Source organism: Nonomuraea sp. NPDC050404, from assembly GCF_040655495.1.
Classification (GTDB): domain Bacteria; phylum Actinomycetota; class Actinomycetes; order Streptosporangiales; family Streptosporangiaceae; genus Nonomuraea.
Map to the genome: position 1 here is coordinate 200750 of NZ_JBFAKB010000016.1, position 17395 is coordinate 218144.

General features: G+C 70.5%; 16 protein-coding genes. 4 read left to right on the forward strand and 12 right to left on the reverse strand.

All coding sequences use genetic code 11. The annotated features are described in order from the left end of the window. Positions 1 to 8: 8 nt before the first annotated feature. Positions 9 to 497, reverse strand: a complete 489-nt coding sequence (locus AB0I81_RS38090; protein WP_360667344.1) for a TIGR03618 family F420-dependent PPOX class oxidoreductase — start codon at positions 495 to 497, stop codon at positions 9 to 11. Between the two features lie 33 nt (positions 498 to 530). Further along, positions 531 to 929, reverse strand: a complete 399-nt coding sequence (locus AB0I81_RS38095) for an ester cyclase (RefSeq protein ID WP_360667346.1) — start codon at positions 927 to 929, stop codon at positions 531 to 533. A gap of 37 nt (positions 930 to 966) precedes the next feature. Between AB0I81_RS38095 and AB0I81_RS38100 the strand changes: the two genes are divergently transcribed. The 3 genes from AB0I81_RS38100 to AB0I81_RS38110 all read left to right on the forward strand — a co-directional run bounded on the left by AB0I81_RS38100 (position 967) and on the right by AB0I81_RS38110 (position 4017). Beyond that, positions 967 to 2178 carry an amidohydrolase gene (locus tag AB0I81_RS38100; RefSeq protein WP_360667349.1) on the forward strand — a complete coding sequence of 404 codons (1212 nt, stop codon included), beginning with the start codon at positions 967 to 969 and terminating at the stop codon, positions 2176 to 2178. Between the two features lie 59 nt (positions 2179 to 2237). Further along, entirely contained in the window at positions 2238 to 3323 is a 1086-nt protein-coding gene (locus AB0I81_RS38105; protein WP_360667352.1) for a PrsW family intramembrane metalloprotease, read from the forward strand. A 73-nt stretch (positions 3324 to 3396) separates the two neighbouring features. Then, positions 3397 to 4017, forward strand: coding sequence for a pyridoxamine 5'-phosphate oxidase family protein (locus AB0I81_RS38110; protein WP_360667354.1), 621 nt, complete (start codon positions 3397 to 3399; stop codon positions 4015 to 4017). Between the two features lie 77 nt (positions 4018 to 4094). Here the strand turns inward: AB0I81_RS38110 and AB0I81_RS38115 are convergent, their stop codons facing one another. Next, a complete protein-coding gene (locus tag AB0I81_RS38115; protein WP_360667357.1) occupies positions 4095 to 4247 on the reverse strand; it encodes a hypothetical protein in 153 nt (50 codons plus the stop codon). A gap of 339 nt (positions 4248 to 4586) precedes the next feature. After that, the gene (locus AB0I81_RS38120; protein WP_360667360.1) at positions 4587 to 5030 is read right to left on the reverse strand and encodes a carboxymuconolactone decarboxylase family protein; all 444 of its coding nucleotides are present in this window, start codon (positions 5028 to 5030) and stop codon (positions 4587 to 4589) included. Between the two features lie 500 nt (positions 5031 to 5530). Here AB0I81_RS38120 and AB0I81_RS38125 point away from each other — a divergent pair, with 500 nt between their 5' ends. Next, complete coding sequence (locus tag AB0I81_RS38125; protein ID WP_360667363.1) at positions 5531 to 5782, forward strand: hypothetical protein; 252 nt, start codon at positions 5531 to 5533, stop codon at positions 5780 to 5782. Here the strand turns inward: AB0I81_RS38125 and AB0I81_RS38130 are convergent. The 8 genes from AB0I81_RS38130 to AB0I81_RS38165 form a co-directional block, all read right to left on the reverse strand. After that, complete coding sequence (locus AB0I81_RS38130) at positions 5774 to 6475, reverse strand: crosslink repair DNA glycosylase YcaQ family protein (RefSeq protein ID WP_360667366.1); 702 nt, start codon at positions 6473 to 6475, stop codon at positions 5774 to 5776. The genes AB0I81_RS38125 and AB0I81_RS38130 overlap by 9 nt on opposite strands. A gap of 31 nt (positions 6476 to 6506) precedes the next feature. Continuing rightward, positions 6507 to 8204, reverse strand: coding sequence for an ABC transporter family substrate-binding protein (locus AB0I81_RS38135; protein ID WP_360667369.1), 1698 nt, complete (start codon positions 8202 to 8204; stop codon positions 6507 to 6509). Positions 8205 to 8236: 32 nt separating this feature from the next. Further along, positions 8237 to 10252, reverse strand: coding sequence for an ABC transporter ATP-binding protein (locus AB0I81_RS38140; protein ID WP_360667371.1), 2016 nt, complete (start codon positions 10250 to 10252; stop codon positions 8237 to 8239). Further along, complete coding sequence (locus AB0I81_RS38145; RefSeq protein ID WP_360667374.1) at positions 10249 to 11160, reverse strand: ABC transporter permease; 912 nt, start codon at positions 11158 to 11160, stop codon at positions 10249 to 10251. The genes AB0I81_RS38140 and AB0I81_RS38145 overlap by 4 nt, the downstream gene beginning before the upstream one ends. Continuing rightward, positions 11160 to 12143, reverse strand: a complete 984-nt coding sequence (locus AB0I81_RS38150; protein ID WP_360667377.1) for an ABC transporter permease — start codon at positions 12141 to 12143, stop codon at positions 11160 to 11162. The genes AB0I81_RS38145 and AB0I81_RS38150 overlap by 1 nt, the downstream gene beginning before the upstream one ends. A gap of 111 nt (positions 12144 to 12254) precedes the next feature. Beyond that, on the reverse strand, positions 12255 to 14606 hold the full coding sequence (locus tag AB0I81_RS38155; RefSeq protein WP_360667380.1) for an AAA family ATPase: 2352 nt from the start codon (positions 14604 to 14606) through the stop codon (positions 12255 to 12257). A gap of 64 nt (positions 14607 to 14670) precedes the next feature. Further along, entirely contained in the window at positions 14671 to 15567 is an 897-nt protein-coding gene (locus AB0I81_RS38160; protein WP_360667383.1) for a haloalkane dehalogenase, read from the reverse strand. An 11-nt stretch (positions 15568 to 15578) separates the two neighbouring features. Further along, positions 15579 to 17339, reverse strand: a complete 1761-nt coding sequence (locus AB0I81_RS38165) for a hypothetical protein (RefSeq protein ID WP_360667386.1) — start codon at positions 17337 to 17339, stop codon at positions 15579 to 15581. Positions 17340 to 17395 lie beyond the last annotated feature (56 nt).

Consider the following 17395-nt stretch of genomic DNA (forward strand, 5'->3'; position numbering starts at 1 on the left):
GACGGGCGCTATCCGACGGGCAGCGCGGTCCCGTACAGGCGCGACACTCTGAGCCTGATCACCAGCCGCCGGTCGGTCACCATCTGCCGCAGGAAAGCCTGATCGTCGGCGAAAGGATCTTCTGGGAGGTCGGCGGCGGGGCGTTGCATGGCGAGGAGTTCCTTGCCCACCTCGTCGCCGGGTTCGGCGCTCACCGGTGACAGTTCCGCCTGGCCCTCGGCCACGGCGAAGGACCAGAAGTCGTCGCTGGCCACGTAGAGGGAGGAGCGCGGGTCCTTCTGCAGCTGGCGTACCTTGAGCCGGTCGGCGACCGTCGAGATCCGCACGACGCGCTGCTCCGGGTCCCAGGAGTACAGGACGGTGGACAGGTGCGGGTGGCCGTTGCCCTTGAGGGTCGCCAGGGCGCCGAAACGCTGGGCGGCCAGCAGATTGGACAGTTCCTCCTCGCCCAGCGACTCCGGCGCGGGGCCCGCGCCGGGGCCGTAACTCTCCGACATGGACCACCCTAAAGAGAGAAAAAATCGGAGATATCACCCTATACCGAGAGACCTCATGAACGTCTGAGCATCCGAGATCACCCAGTATTCGGCGAATCTCCCGTCCTGAGCTCGCAGGATGTCGTGTCCGCTGAACGCGATCTCGGTCCCCTTCGCCGCCGTCGCGCCCGGGATCCCGCCCCGGTACGCCCCGCTGAACGTCCACCGGGCGGAAACCAGGTCGCCGTCCACGATCGGCCCCACGTCCAGGGTGACCTTGACCTGCTCGAACGGCTCGTGCCCCTGCCGAATGACCTCGGCCAGCCCATCGGGCCCCGAAACCTCCCTGCCGGGCCAGTGGCCAACGAAGTCGGGGGTGACCAGTTCGTACGCCGCGTCGAAGTCGCCGTTCCAGAGTTCGAGCAGCCATCGTCTGTAGAGGTTGACCATCATCCTGGCCCACTACCCCCTCACCGGTAGGTTACAAGTCATGAATCTTGCCATTACCAGCGGATATGTCGTACCGGTCGACGGCGACCCCATCGACGGCGGAACCGTTCTCATCCAGGACGGGAAGATCACCGCGGTGGGCCGGGACGTGGCCGTGCCCGAGGGAACCCCCGTCGTGGACGCCGCGGGCGGCTGGGTGCTGCCCGGCTTCGTGGAGGCCCACGGCCACATGGGCGTGTACGAGGAGGCCGAGGGCTGGGCCGGCCAGGACACCAACGAGATGACCGACCCCAACGGCGCGAGGCTGCGCGCGCTCGACGCCATCAACCCGGCTGACCTGGGCTTCGCCGACGCGCTGTCAGGCGGGGTCACCACCGCGGTGGTCAAGCCCGGCTCCGGCAACCCGATCGGCGGCCAGACCGTCGCGGTCAAGTGCTGGGGCAGATCCGTGGACGAGATGTTGCTGAAGGAGCCGGTGAGCGTCAAGAGCGCGCTCGGTGAGAACCCCAAGCGCGTCTACGGCGACCAGAAGAAACTGCCCTCCACCAGGCAGGGCGTGGCCGCGGTCATCCGGGACGCGTTCACCAGGGCCCAGGACTACAAGGCCGCGAAGGAGCACGCGGCCTCCGAGGGCACGCCGTTCGACCGCGACGGCACGCTGGAGATCCTGGTCCGCGTGCTGGACGGCGAGCTGCCCTGGTGCCAGCACACCCACCGCGCCGACGACATCGCCACCGCGCTCAGGCTGGCGGACGAGTTCGGCTACCGGCTCGTGATCAACCACGGCACCGAGGGCCACCTGCTGGCCGACACCCTGGCCGAGCGCGAGGTGCCGGTCATCATCGGCCCGCTGTTCACCACCAGGTCGAAGGTGGAGCTGCGGCAGCGCTCGCTGCGCAACCCGGGCATCCTGGACCGGGCGGGCGTCGAGGTGGCGATCACCACTGACCATCCCGTCGTGCCCATCCACTTCCTGGTCCACCAGGCCACGCTGGCGGTCAAGGAAGGGCTGGACCCGGCCGCGGCGCTGCGCTCGATCACCACGGTCCCGGCCCGCATCATGGGGCTCGACGACCGGGTGGGCGCGCTGCGGGCCGGGCTCGACGGCGACGTGGTCATCTGGTCGGGCGACCCGCTGGACGTCATGAGCCGGGCGCTGCGGGTGTTCATCTCCGGCCGGGAGGTGTACTCGTACACGAACGGTGAGCCCGTCGTGACGGATCCGTACTATCGCGAATCAAGTGGCCGTTAAGTGCGCGTAGACGCGCCCGGCGCATAGTAGGCGGAGCCAACGGGAAGAGAGGCACCACAATGACTGCTCCGTTGCTCGCCCAGCGCCCCAGCAAGGCCCTGCTGATCGGACTCGTCGTCTCCGGCGTCCTGGCGCTGGTGCTGCTGGCGGTCATGCTGCTCTCCGGCGGTCCCGTCGGGTTCGGCCTGTCCGCGTTGCTGGCCGTGGCGCCCCTGCCGGTGCTGCTCGCGGCCGTACTGTCGCTCGACAGGCTCGAACCCGAGCCGAAGCTGCACCTCGCCTTCGCCTTCGCGTGGGGCGCGGGGGTGGCCATCGCGGCGGGCATCGCGCTGACGCTCCTCGGCCAGGAGCTGTTCACCAGGGCCGGGTACGCCAGCGCCGCCGTCGAGAACATCGGCGTCGTCATCCTGGCGCCGGTGATCGAGGAGGCGCTCAAGGGCTCGGCCCTGCTGCTGCTCCTGCGCCGGCGGATGGAGATCGACGGCCTTACAGACGGCATCGTGTACGCCTCCATGACCGGCCTCGGCTTCGCCGCCGTGGAGAACGTCGGCTACTACCTGCTCGCGTTCGGCGAGGACGGCGCGGGCGCGGCGGTCCAGCTCTTCGTGGTGCGGGGGCTGATCGACCCGCTCGGCCACCCGATCTACACCTCCCTGATCGGCATCGGCGTCGCGTACGCGCTCACCCGCACCAACGCCGCCAGGTACGCCGCGATCCCGATCGGCTACCTGGGCGCGGTCTTCCTGCACGCCCTCTGGAACGGCGCCGCCACCACGGGCTCGCTGTCCTGGCTCGGCGCCGCCTACCTGGTGATCATGGCCGCGCTGATCCTGATCATCGTCGTGACCGTGCTCGAACGCCGCCACCTCGTCGCCAGGATGGGCTACTTCCTGCCCGCCTACGGCCCCACCGGGCTGGTCAGCGAGACCGACCTGCGGATGCTCAGCACGCTGTCCGCCCGCAAGGCGGCCCGCAAGTGGGCCAGGGGCGCGGGCCTGGGCCGGGCCATGAGCGACTACCAGCAGGCGGCGACCGAGCTGACCATGCTGCACGTACGGGCGGAGCGGCAGGGCATCGATCCGCGCAGGTTCGCGCTGGAACGCGATGCCTACCTCGGCGTGATGGCCCACGCACGCCGCTGGTGAACCAGGCCGGGGCGGCGAGGGCCGTCGGAACGGTTCCTGGCAAAATTCCCTTTGACCCCCGAAGGGAGAGCACATGAGCTGGGCCGAGATCGGATCCGAGGACGAGCTGCGCGAACTGCTCGGCGAGGTGATGCCGAGGGCGGTGTCCAAGGAACGCCCGCGGCTGCACGAACGCGACCGCGACTGGCTGGCGGCCTCGCCGTTCTGCCTGATCGCCACCTCCGACGCCGACGGCAACTGCGACGTGTCACCCAAGGGCGACCCGGCCGGTTTCGTGCACGTCATCGACGACACCACGATCGCGATCCCGGACCGTCCCGGCAACCGCAGGGCGGACGGTTTCCTCAACATCCTGCGCAACCCGCACGTCGGGCTGATCTTCCTGATCCCGCGGCGCAACGAGACCCTGCGCATCAACGGCCGGGCGCGGCTGGTCCGCGAGGCGCCGTTCTTCGATGAGATGATCGTCAAGGGTCACCGCCCGCACCTCGCCCTGGTCGTCGAGATCGAGCAGATCTTCTTCCACTGCGCCAAGGCGTTCCTGCGCTCGTCCCTGTGGAAGCCGGAGGAGTGGGGCTCCGACGGCCTGCCGTCGCACGCCCGGCTGGTCAAAGAGGTGCAGAAGGTGGAAGAGAGCGTCGAACAACTCGAAAGCTACTACGGCGAGACGTACGCCAAGCGCCTGTACGGCTGAGCGGCACCCGGCCGGGCCGTCGCGATGCGGTGGCCCGGACCCCAGGCGTCCCGGCTGTCGCGATGGCGGCCCGGATCTCAGGCGGCAGGAGTGGGTCCGCCGGGAAAGCGGATGACATTCCTGCCGGTGTAGGCGCGCAGGTCGACCACGTTGGGGTCGGCGGGCGGCTTGTGGCGGCGATCGGCCGAACGAATGTCGCGGATCTTGTGCCTGGCAACATGTGGCGGCACTGCCACAAGCCTCTTCATCGTAAGCCCCCCGTGATAATCCTGTTACCTATGTTATTTACAGATTCCCCCGTAAGTTGGCTGTAAGGAGTAAGTCAATAGGGAAGCCTGCGCCCCGCTGGTGACCGCAGATCCAGCTCCGCCGACCGGCTGCGCCGCCTGGCCGGCTTGGTGACTCTGACGCGTTTCATGATCTTCCCCCTCTCGAAGCGCGTCCCGCTCTCCTTCTCCCCGTATGTTCGCCTCCGCTGTTTGGCGTCGGCATGGCGAACGCTTGCGGTCCGCCATGCGCGCCAACTTAATCCGGGCACCCCCGCCCGCTCAACGCATTTCTACCGAAGCTCACGTCCCCGGCGTGATCCGCGCGGTGACGTTGATCCTGTTCCAGGCGTTGATCATCGCGATCGCCACGACGAGCAGCGAGAGTTGCTTGTCGTTGTAGTGCTCGGCCGCGCCCTGCCACACCTCGTCGGACACGACCGCCCGGTCGGCCAGCCTGGTCGCCTCCTCCGTCAGCGCCAGCGCGGCCCGCTCCGCGGGCGTGAACACCGTGGTGTCGCGCCAGGCCGCCACCGACCACAGCCGCTCGTCGCTCTCACCGGCCTTCTTCATGTCGCGGCTGTGCATGTCCACGCAGTAGCCACAGCCGTTGATCTGGCTGGCGCGCAGCTTGACGAGTTCGAGGGTGCTGGTGGGCAACTCGCTGTCGAGCAGCAGTTTCTCCACCGCCAGGTAGTGGCGGTAGACGTCCGGTACGTGCTGGGCGACGTTGATCCGCTGGGTCATGAGAACCTCCATGGTTTCGCAGTAACACCAGCAGGACGGGACAGCCCGTTTCGATGTGACAGTCACTGCGAAAAAGGTTCGGACCAGACCCTTACCCCGGATCGGTCCTGACAATTATCCCGGTCTTCCCGCGGAGGGTTATAGGCGAGGAAAGGGGTGCTGAAAGATGCCGCTGATCGCGGTGTGGGCCGTCTTCTGGGGTTCGTGGTCGGCCCTGCTGCCCGCCATCAAGCAGGAAATTCGGCCTGCCCGCCGCCCTGGCCGCGCTCGGGCCGCTGGGCCTGCCCCTGGTCGCGCGCTCCGCGTTCGAGCGGCCGTGACGGGGCTGCCCCCAAGCAGCCTTCGAGCGGCCGGGACAGGGCTGCCCCCAAGCAGCCTTCGAGCGGCCGGGACAGGGCTACCCCACGAAGTGGTGGCTGCTTCACAGCACCTGAATATGGTGGTTGTTTGGGGAGAAGAGACCACGGAACCGGGTATCCCCCGGCTGAAAGGGGATCACCATGGCTGTCTGCGAAACTTGTGGCAACGACTACGACATGGCGTTCGAGGTGCATGCGCAGGGAGCGGTGCACACCTTCGACTGCTTCCAGTGCGCGATCGAGGCGATGGCGCCCATCTGCGAGCACTGCGGCACCAAGGTCATCGGACATGGCGTGCAGTCCGGCGAGCACTGGTACTGCTGCGCCCACTGCGCCCGCGAGGAGGGCAACAAGGGCATCGTCGACCGCGTGGTGGCCGCCGCCTCAGCCTAGAGCGAGCATGCGGGCGACCGCAGCGTCGAGCGCCGCCCGCGGCACCGGCGCGGCCAGGTCGAGGGTGAGATCACCACCCTTGGCCTCCCACACGCCCGCCACCCGCCCCTCGTGGACGACCACGGGGGAGATCCACCCTGCCTGCCGGCTGACCTTGGCCTTGAGCTCCGGCGGGATCAGCGCGGCGAGCCCGCGCGGCGCGGCCAGGATGTACTGATCGAAGCCCGGCAGCAGGTGAACGGCGGCCGAGGGCGCGGTGGCCGCGAGGGTGTCGAGGTGCTCGGTCAGCGCCAGCAGCGGGCCCGCTCGCCGAGCACGGCGGGCACCACCTCGATGATCGCCCCGATCTCGCTCGCCGTGGCCGCGCTGCCAGGAGCCCTTCTCCCAGAAGCGCAACGTGCTCAGCGCGGCGCAGTAGTCGGCAAGTTGGTCGGCGGGGAGCAGATGCAGGGTGCCGCGCATGATCCACGTCTTGACCAGCGTGCGCTCCTCCCACAGGGCCCGGTCGATCTCCCCGGGATCCGGCCCGGCGCTCCTGACCGCCACCACCAGCCGGGCGGAGGAGGCCACCTGGGCCTGCACCCCGCACAGCCGCCGGGCCACGGCCACCGCGCCGGGCCCGTCCGCCTCGCTCACGAACTGGCGGCGCAGGCGCCAGGACAGGATCTGCGGCCAGGTCAGCTTGGTGCTCACCCGCCCATTCCTACACCCCGCGCCCGAAAGTTCAGCCGGTGGTGAAGCCGATGTCCTCGTAGCGCAGGTCGTAGAAGCCGCGCGCGCCCACGTTCGCCAGTTCCTTCCGTACGGCCACCATCTGCGGCCGCTGGTAGAGCGGCAACACGTTGACCTCCTGCCAGATGAGCTGGTCGGCGGCGTTCGTGGCGGTGCGGGCCCGCACCGGGTCCAGGCTCTGCGCGGCCCGGCTCAGTGCCTGGTCGATGGCCGGAGACCCGGTACGCCCGAAGTTCGCGTTCCAGCTCTTGCCGTTGGCGGCGTTGGCGTAGATCCCGTAGCTGCTGGAGACCGGGAAGGGCGTGCCGATGTAGGCGAACGGCGTGAGATCGAAGTTCCCCGGGATCACGTACTTGGTGAAGAAGTCGTCACTCGGCACGGCCTTGAGGGTGATCTTGACGCCGATCTGGGCGAGCATGCTCTGCGCCAGCTCACCCTCCGCCTTGCTGATCTGCACCCCGGACGGCACCAGGAACCGCAGGTCGAGGGGCTTGCCGTCCTTCTGCCTGACGGACCCGTTCAGCCGCCACCCGGCCGCGTCCAGCAGTTGCTTGGCCTTCTCCGGGTCGTAGACGCCGAGAGCTCCGGCGTTGTCCTGGTAGCCCTCCTGCGTGTTCATGAAGAAGTGGTTGTTCAGCAGCGCGATCGGCCAGTCCAGGCCCTGCAGGTCCGACTGCGCGATGGCCTGGCGGTTGATGCCGAGCTGGATGGCCTGGCGTACGCGCTGGTCCTTGAGCAGTTCGCTGGAGCCGTTGAAGGTGAAGTGCCGGAAGTCGGGGCCGGCGGCCTGCCGTACCTGGGCGTTGGGGGTGGACCTGGCCCGCGCGTAGTCCGGCGCGGACGTCCCGATGTCGATCACGTCGAGCTCGCCGTTGCTGAACGCGCCGATCAGCGAGTCCTGCTCGGACGACCGATAAATGATCTTGTCCAGTTTGGCCCGGTTGCCCCACCACGCGTCGTCGCGTACCAGGGTGATCGTCTTGGCCGTCTGGTCGAACCCGCCGAACTTGAACGGCCCCGCCGTCACCGGGATCTTGTTCACCCAGGCGGTGTTGAACGCCTGCGCGTCACGGTTGGTCGCGGCCGGCAGCAGCGGCCCGAACAACGCCTGCCAGTCCCCGAACGGCTTGCGGAACGTCACCACCACCTCATGGTCGTTCCTGCCCCGCGCCACCTTCTCGATGTCCTGGTAGCCGGTGGAGGAGACGATGTGGAAGTCGGGCTCGCCCCCGCTCAGCGCCTGCCACTGCGCCTGGTAGTCGGCCCAGGTGATCGGCCTGCCGTCGGACCATCTGGCCTTCGGGTTCAGCGTGTACGTCACCACCTGCTTGGGCCGCTGATCGCTCACCTCGGCGCTGACCACGTAGTTGCGGTCCACCGAGATCTCGGCCTTCTCGTTGGAGGTGAACGGCGAGGGCAGCAGCGCGTTGCTGATCACCGCGGCCATCGCCAGGTTGCCGTCCACATGGTTCCGGTTCCACTGCGAGGGGAACTCGTTGATGCCCCAGCGCAGCGTCCCGCCGTCCTTGACCTTCTCGCGCGGCTGCGGATTGACGTCGAAGGCCTTGATCGTACGCTCGTCCCCGGCACTGTCCTGGCCCCCCGGGCCGCTTCCCTGGCCACCGCCGCAGCCCGCCAGCAGCAGCGAGCCCCCCATGGTGACGGCCACGACCAGTCGTGATGCTTTCATTCGGACGGAATTCCTCCCGGATCGAGCGCGGTCTACCCGACTTCGCGCTTGTCTGCGTAATGGCAGGCCACACCCTGGTCGGCGCCCAGAAACCGCACCTCGGGCTCGTCCTCGACGCAGAGCCCCCGCTCCACGTCGGTGAGCTCGGCACGGAACTTGGGACACCTGGTGCGGAATCGGCAGCCCGTCGGAGGGTTGGCCGGGCTGGGCAGGTCACCTTCGAGCAGGATCCGCCGGCGGGAGCGCTCGCGTGCCGGATCGGGCACCGGGATCGCCGACAGCAGAGCCTGTGTGTACGGATGCATCGGATGGTCGTAGACGCCGTCCACCTGCCCGATCTCGGCGATCCTGCCGAGATACATCACTGCCACCCGGTCGGCGATGTAACGCACCACGGCCAGGTCGTGCGCCACGAACAGGTAGGACAGGCCGAGCCTGGCCTTCAGCGAGTCGAGCAGGTTGATCACCCCGGCCTGGATCGACACGTCCAGCGCCGAGACCGGCTCGTCCAGCACCAGCAGCCGGGGCTCCAGCGCCAGCGCCCTGGCGATGCCGATGCGCTGCCGCTGCCCGCCGGAGAAGTCCTGCGGGTAGCGGGCGGCGTGCGAGGGGTCGAGCCCGACCAGGGCGATCAGCTCGCCGATCCGCCGCCCGACGTCGCGCCGGCCGTGTGTGCGCAGCGGCTCGGCCAGGATGTCGTGCACGGTCATACGCGGATCCAGCGAGGCGAGCGGATCCTGGAAGACGACCTGCATGTCGCGCCTGATCTCGGTGCGCTCGCCCCGGCCCAGCTTCGCGGTGTCGTGCCCGAGCACGACGATGTCGCCCTCCTGGGGCGCGACCAGTTCGAGTATCTGCGTCAGCGCGGTCGTCTTGCCACTGCCCGACTCACCGACCAGCCCCAGCGTCTCGCCCTGCCGGATGTCGAAGCTGACCCCGGCCACCGCCCGCACCGTGCCGATCCTGCGCCTGAACACCGCCCCCTTGAGCAGCGGATAGTCCTTGACCAGGTTGCGCACCGACAGCACGGTCCGCTCGCCGCGCACCCGCAGCAGCCGGGGGCCGTCGCCCGCCGGCTCGCGGGCCCCCGGACGCACCTCCTGCCACCGGATGCAGGCGGCCCGATGCCCGTCACCCACCTCGAACAGGGGCGGCTCGCCCGCGTCGCACGCCTCGACCCGCATCGGGCAGCGCGGCGCGAACGGGCAGCCGGGCGGCAGCGCGGCGGGCGAGGGCGGGTTGCCGTCGATGGGCGTCAGCGGCTGCCGCCCGCCGCGATCCACCCGGGGGACGGAGCCGAGCAGGCCCGCGGTGTACGGCATCCGCGTCCGGTAGTAGATGTCGTCCACGCCGCCCACCTCGACGGGCCGCCCGGCGTACATGACCAGCACACGGTCGGCGAACCCGGCCACCACCCCGAGATCGTGCGTGATCATGATGATCGCCGCGCCGGTCTTGGCCTGCGCCCGCTTGAGCACCTCCAGCACCTGCGCCTGGATGGTGACGTCGAGCGCCGTGGTCGGCTCGTCGCAGATGATCACATCGGGGTCGTTGGCGATGGCCATCGCGATCACCACGCGTTGCCGCATGCCGCCGGAGAACTCGTGCGGGAAGGCCAGCGCCCGCTCGGCAGGCCGCGGGATGCCCACGAGTTCGAGCAGTTCGAGCGCCTTGACCAGGGCGGTCTCCTTGCTGACGCGCTGGTGCACGCGTACGGCCTCGGCGATCTGGTCGCCCACCCGGTAGACCGGGGTCAGCGCGGACAGCGGATCCTGGAAGACCATCGACATGGACTTGCCGCGGAAGGAGTTGAGCGTGCGCTCCGAGGCGCCGATCAGCTCCCTGCCGTGCAGCCGCACGGAGCCGGTGACGCGCGCCCCCGGCGGCAGCAGCCCCATGACGGCGGCGGAGGTGACCGACTTGCCGGAGCCCGACTCGCCCACGATGCCGAGCACCTCGCCGGGGCTCACGCGGTAGCTCACCCCGCGCACCGCGCGTACGTCGCCGAAGGACACGTTCAGGTCGCTGACCTCCAGGACCGGGCTCATCGGGCCCCCCTGCGCGAGGACGGGTCGAAGGCGTCGCGCAGCGCGTCGCCGACGAGGTTGACCGCCAGCACGGTGATCACCAGCAGCCCGGCCACGAACCAGAACGTCCACGGCGCGTACACCGCGGTCTTGGAGCCGTCGGCGATGAGCGTGCCGAAGGAGACGTCGGGCGGCTGGATGCCGAACCCGAAGTACGACAGCGAGGTCTCGGTGAGTATGGCGCTGCTGACGTTGAGCGTGGCGTCCACGATGAGCAGCGACGACAGGTTGGGGATCACGTGGCGGAAGATGATCCGCACCGGCGGCACGCCCATGTAGCGGGCGGCCTGGATGAACTCCCGCTCCTTCACCGAGACCGTCATCCCGCGCACGATCTTCGAGGTGACCATCCACAGGAACAGCGCCAGCATGATCACGAACAGCGGCCAGTGCCCGGCCCCGAACAGCGGCGACATGATCGCCAGGATCAGGAACCCCGGCAGCACGAGCAGCAGGTCGGTCACCCAGCTCAGCATGCGGTCGGGCCCTCCGGTGAAGTAGCCGGCGAACGCGCCGATGACCGCCGCCAGCGCCGTGGACACCAGCGCCGCCAGCAGCCCGACGACCAGCGACTTCTGCATGCCGCGCAGGGTCACGGCGAAGACGTCGGAGCCCGTTTGGAGCGTTCCGAACCAGTGGCGCGCCGACGGCTGCTGCATGAACGCGGTGAAATCCTTGTCGGTGTAGGTCCACGGGCTGAACAGCGGCCCCGCGAACGCCAGCAGGAACATCAGCGCCAGCACCGCGAAGCCGACGCGCCCCTGCGTGGAGCGGAAGAACCGCCCGGCGACCACCCGCGCCCTGGACGGGACCCTGCTCGGGGTGCCGTCGGCGAGTTCCTCCGCCAGTGCCTCGTCGGAAAGCGTCATCAGGCCCGCACCCTCGGATCGAGCGCGGCGTGCAGCACGTCGGCGGCCAGCGACGCGCACAGCACCGCGACGGCCGCCAGCAGGGAGATGGCCGCGACGGTGTTGACGTCGTTGCTGAAGATCGAGTTGATCAGCTGCTCGCCCAGCCCGTGCCAGCCGAAGATCTTCTCGGTGAACGTGGCCCCCGTCAGCAGCGCCCCGAACGTGAACGCGAAATAGGTCATCACGGGGATCATCGCGGTGCGCAGCGCGTGCCGGGTCAGCGCCTTGCCCCTGCTCAGCCCCTTGGCCCTGGCCGTGCGCAGGAAGTCGGCCCCCAGCACGTCGAGCATCATGTTGCGCTGGTAGCGGCTGAAGACCGCGATCAGGCCCACCGACAACGAGATCGTCGGCAGGATCAGGTGTTGCAGCCGGTCCACCGCCTGAGCCCAGAAACCGGCGTCGAGTCCCGCGCTGTACTCGCCGCTGACCAGCAGCACCTGGCGGCCGAACAGGTGCTCGTTGGCCCAGGCCGCCGCCAGGATCAGCATGTTGGCCAGCACGACCACGGGCACCGCGAGCACCAGGAAGGACACGCCGGTGGACAGCCGGTCGAACCAGCCGTACTGCCGCACCGCCGCCAGCGCGCCGGTGAGCACCCCGAGCAGGCTGCCGAAGACCAGCCCCAGGATGACCAGCCGGAACGTGACGCCCATGCGGCGCTTGATGTCCTCGTTGACCGGCGCGCCCGCCACCGTCATGCCGAGGTCGCCGCGCAGCACGCCCTCCACCCAGACCGCGTAGCGCTGCAGCAGCGGCGTCTTGTCGTTGAGGTTGAGCGCGGTGAGCTGGGCGTCCACCACGGCGGGCGGCGGCTTGGGGGTGCGGTCGGCGTAGTTGGAACGAGGATCGAGGGCCATGGCCGCCAGCAGGTAGGCAAGGCTGGCGGCCACGGCCACGAGCACGGCGTAGTTGAGCAGCCTGCGGGCCAGGAACCCCGCCATCGCTCCCCCTCCTACGCGCACCGCACGCACGGTGGGTCACTGGACGTGGCCCATCGTAGCCATATAGCTACACCATGTGCGCGTCCTGGCGCAGGGAACCTGCCGAGAAGGTCAAGCTCCGGGCAGTTCGTCCACGGCGGTGCGGACGTCGTCGCTGGTGATCGTGGTCAGGTCGGCGGAACTGGCCGAGCCGCCGCGCGAGGCGTGGGCGGCCAGCCGCACGTCGCGCAGCATGGCCGAGCGCTCGAACAGGGACCTGGCGAAGCGGCCGTTGCCCAGCCGGTCGATCAGCCGGTCCTCGCACACCCAGGTGAAGACCTCATCCAGGCGCCGCAGCGCCTCCTCGTCGAAGGTGTCGCCGGACTTCTCGGCCAGCAGCACCGCGATCTGGGCCAGCTCGCCGGGCGAGTAGCTGGGGAAGGCCACCCGCTGGCTGAAGCGGCTGTCCAGGCCGGGGTTGCTGGACAGGAACGCGTTCATCTCGCTCTCGTAGCCGGCCAGCACGATGACGAGCCGGTCGCGGTCGTCCTCGGCCCGCTTGAGCAGGGTCTGCACGGCCTCCGCGCCGAACGCGTCGCCGCCCATGTAGCCGGGGTTGACCAGACTGTACGCCTCGTCGATGAACAACACGCCGCCCAGCGCCCGGTCCACCAGCTCGTTGGTCTTGATCGCGGTCGCGCCGAGATGCTGGCCGACCAGGTCCGCCCGGTGCGCCTCGACCACGTCGGGCCTGGCCAGCAGGCCGAGCGCGGCGAAGATCCGGCCCAGCACCCTGGCCACCGTGGTCTTGCCGGTGCCCGGCGGGCCGACGAAGACGAAGTGCCGCATCTGCGGCGGGGTGGGCAGCCCGCGCTCCTGGCGCATCCTGGCCACCTGGAGCTGGGCGGCGATCGCGTGCACCTGCCGTTTGACCGGGGCCAGCCCGGCCATGCCGTCGAGGTCGGCCAGCGCCTCCTCCAGGGTGGGCGTGGCCACGTAGCCGCGGAAGCGGGCGGTCAGCCCGTCGAACGCCTTGGTCACGTCGGGCGCGGTGGTGGTGACGAGGTCCTGCGTGGTCGGCGTGCCGCCGTTGCCCACCACGCGTACGTCGCGGGCCTGCGCGGCGGCCTCGACCAGGCTGCGCGCGAACCTGGCATTGCCCAGCTCGTCGAGCAGGCCGCGCCGGTGCACGTCGTCGTAGCGGGCGAGCAGCACCCGCTTGGTCTCGGCGTCCATCGTGTCGCCCCTGCGCTCCTGCAGCAGCTCGGTGACCGCGACCAGCTCGGCGGGGGAGTAGCCGGGAAAACGCACCCTCGTGGCGAACCTGCTGGCCAGGCCCGGGTTGCTGGACAGGAACGAACCCATCTCCTGCTCGTAGCCGGCCAGGATGATGATCAGCCGGTCGCGGTCGTCCTCGGCCCGTTTGAGCAGGGTCTGCACGGCCTCGGCGCCGAACCTGTCGGGCTGCCCGTCGGAGGAGTTGACCAGCCCGTACGCCTCGTCGATGAACAACACGCCGCCCAGCGCCCGGTCCACCAGCTCGTTGGTCTTGATCGCGGTCGCGCCCAGGAACTCGCCCACCAGGTCGGCCCGTTGCGCCTCGACCACGTAGGGGGTCTCCAGCAGGCCGAACGCGTAGAAGATCTTGGCCAGCGCGCGGGCCACGCTGGTCTTGCCGGTGCCGGGCGGGCCGACGAAGACGAAGTGCCTGGTGGGCCGCTCGGTGGTGTAGCCGGCCTCGGCGCGCAGGCGGGAGGCTTCGATGGAGGCGGCGATGGAGCGTACCTGCTCCTTGACCGGGGCCAGCCCGATCATGCTCTCCAGCTCGCCGAGCGCCTCCTCGACGGAGATCTGCGGCGGCGCGCCCGTCTTGTCCTGCGGGGTTCCCGGCCTGCCCTCGCGCACCCTGACGCGTACCTTCTGCTCCTCGGCGGCGGCGCTCTCCGCGCGGGCCTTGCGCGCCAGCACGAACCGGTAGACCAGGACGCCCGCGGCGGCGGCATAGGCGCCCCAGACCGCCGTGCCGTCGGAGAGGGGGGACAGCGCGGCGCCGAGCAGACCGGCGGGGGCCAGCGCCATCAGCGTGGTCATCCACGGCGTCACCCAGCGGATGAGGTGGGCCGCGGCGGCGACGGGCAGGGCCAGCGCGACCATCAGGTGCAGGGTGCCCGCGCCGGGCGGGAACAGGTGGCCGAACGTCGCCAGCGCCAGCACCACCCAGCCCGCGACCACGAGCGCGGTGGCGGCGGCGCGGGGGAAGCGCATGGTCAGCGCCACGAAGGCGAGCAGCAGGAGCACCAGGGGGAAGGTCTTGAGCAGGTCCCACCCGAGTGCGGCGCCCACGCCCATGGTGGCCACCAGCACCACCACGTAGAGCACCCGGCGCGCGGCCGGGGGAATCTGGAAATAACGCAGCCGAACCTTCTCGAACAGATCCCGCGCCGCGACCCGCCCCGCGGCCTGGGCCCTGTCGGACTCACGCATCACGCCTCCCCGGTCCGCCCCCGGTTATACCGCACCAGAGCGACTGTTGGGCGGTCCTGACACGCTAGGTGGAGGTCACGAAAAGGGCTATCTGACGGCCGAATTCGGCGCCCGCGTCCTCCTGCAGGAAGTGCCCGGCGCCCTTGATCACAGGATGTCGCAGGCCAGCGGCACCTTGAAGGGATTTGCGCAATATGGGCGCCATGCCGCCGGTGATCGGATCCCCGTCGGAGAACGCCACCAGGAACGGCCGGTCGAGTGTCGTGAGAATCTGCCAGGCAGCACGGTTGGCGGGCGCGGCGGGATCCTCCGGCGTGATCGGCACCAGGCCCGGCATCGCACGCGGCCCCGCCTTGTACGACTCGTCGGGGAACGGCGCGTCATAGGCCGCCAGCACCCGTCCGGGCAACTCGTTCCTGCACCCGGCCTGGACCAGTCTGGCGATGTCCAGCACCGGGGCCTTGAGCACCGCGTCCCTGAACCGGTGCCACACGTCGGGCATGGGAATGTCACCGGTCGGCAAGCCCGTGTTGGCCGCCACGATCCGCGCGACCCGCCCGGGGTGCTCGGCGGCCACCCGCAGCCCGATCAGGCCGCCCCAGTCCTGACCGACCACGGTGAACCCGTCCAGGTCGAGCACGTCGAGCAGCAGCGCGCGGGTCCACTCCACGTGCCGGGCATAGGTGTGGCCCGCCTGGTCGGCGGGTTTGTCCGAGCGGCCGAACCCGATCAGGTCCGGCGCGATGGCGCGCAGGCCGGCCGCGGCCAGCTCGGCCATGACGTGACGGTAGAGGAAGGACCAGCTCGGCTCGCCGTGCAGCAGTACGACCGGCTCGCCGTCCGGCGGGCCCGCCTCGACGTAGGCCATCCGCAGGCCGTCCGCGACGTCGGCGTGGCGGGGCTCGTAGGGGAAGTCGGGCAGGTTCGCGAAGCGCTCTTCCGGGGTGCGCAGAACTCGCATGGAACAAACTTCTACCTTGGCCGCCGGGAACGCGCCAGCCGCCCCGGGAACTCGCCGACGAGCACCTGCTTGGGCGTGATGCGCAGAACGTCCGCGTCGGCGCTGGCGACGCCGCGTACCTCAACCCAGAAGCGCCGCTGCAGCGGGTCCGTCGCGAACACCGCCACCCTCGGGTCCTCCTCGATGGCCTCCCACGCCTGCGTCTCGGCGATCAGGCGCAGCTCGCCCGAGGACGTGACGGAGGCCACCGCCCCCGCCACTCGGGGGCCGAGCGCGTCGCCGTAGGACAACACGATGCTGCGGGCGTAGGAGAAGGTCTGGCGCACCTCCGGGTTCAGCGCGACCGACGGCTCGGCCCCCATGGGCAGGTCGCTCATGAGCAGGCGGGACCGCCACGGCCCGGGACCGCCCCGCCACCACGTCCGCAGGGCGTGCGCCCCGAACACGACCAGCGCCGCCGCCAGCGCGCCCAGCCCGATCCGCCACGCCCACGCCGAGTGCAGCAGCCCGCCCGCCGCGCAGGCGACGGAGGCCGACACGACCAGCCCGGTCGCGGTGGCCAGCCACCGGTCGCCGCGGTGCCGGGCGCGCAGGTAACCGCGCACCATCGGGTACGGCACCGCCACCGCGGCCACCGCCGCCCCCGGCTCCACCACCAGGGCCCCGCCCAGCAGCGCCGCGAGCACCGACCAGGTCCTGCCCAGCACGATCCAGAGCGTCACCCCGGCATTCCGCCTGGCCGCACGTGCCGCCTCCGGCGACCCCGCCTTCAGTGCCCGTTCCGTCTCCGCCAGCGCCCGCAGCGGCCGGCCGCGCCACGCCTCCGCCAGCATCCGCACGGCCGCCAGCGCCGGCCACCCCAGCACCAGGATCGCCGCCAGCCCCGCCCAGACGGGACCGGACGAGGAAGGAGGCCCGGACACCACCCCGAGCAGCAGCCAGAAGGCGAACGCGAGCACCGACAGCGCCGCAGAAGCCACCGAGACCCCGAGCCACGGATCCCTGGTCAGCATCGCCCTCGCATACGGCCAGACGCCGACCCGCCGCGCCTGCCGGACCGTCAGCGGCGCCAGCAGCACGAGCACGGCCAGGCCGCCGAGCTGCGCCTGCGCGCCCCAGTCGAGCAGCAGCGCGCCCGCGGCGACGGCGAGCGTGGCCACGGCGAGCAGCAGGCGTACCTGACGGGACCAGACCTCCAGCGCGCGCCTGGCCCGTCCGGTCTCGCGCGGGTCGATCGGCCAGGCCGGGTCGTGGTGCGGGCGGGGCGGGTCCCAGCGCAGCAGCGCCAGGCCCAGGTTGACGCGGGCCTGCGGGTCGCCGGGATCGATGGCCAGCGCGGCCCGGTAGGCCCGCGCGGCCCGAGCGTGCTCGCCGCGCAGCAGGGCCAGGTCACCGAGCAGGACCTGCGGGCGCGGCTCCTCCGGCGCGAACTTCGCGGCCAGCGTGGCGTGCTCGGCCGCCTCGGCCCAGCGGCCGGTCACGCGCCGCAGCGCCGCGCCCAGGCGCAGGCGGGCGGGCCAGGACCCGCGGGCCAGGCCCACGGCGTGCTCGGCGGCCGGCACGGCGTCGGCGTCGCGGCCCAGCCGCTCATGGGCGAGGCTGATGAGCCGGTACGGCCAGTCGGCGGCCGGCTCCAGGTCGGCAGCCCGGCGGGCGGCGTCCAGCGCGGACTCGGGTCGGCCCGCGTTCAGCCTGGTCAGGGCCTCGTCACACCATTCGCGTGCGGACCGGTCGGAAAGGTTGCCTTTTGCGCCACTTGCGTCGGTCCCCACATGCCCATGATCGGCTAGCGGACAATTAATGGATAGATACCGACATATGGCTGTAT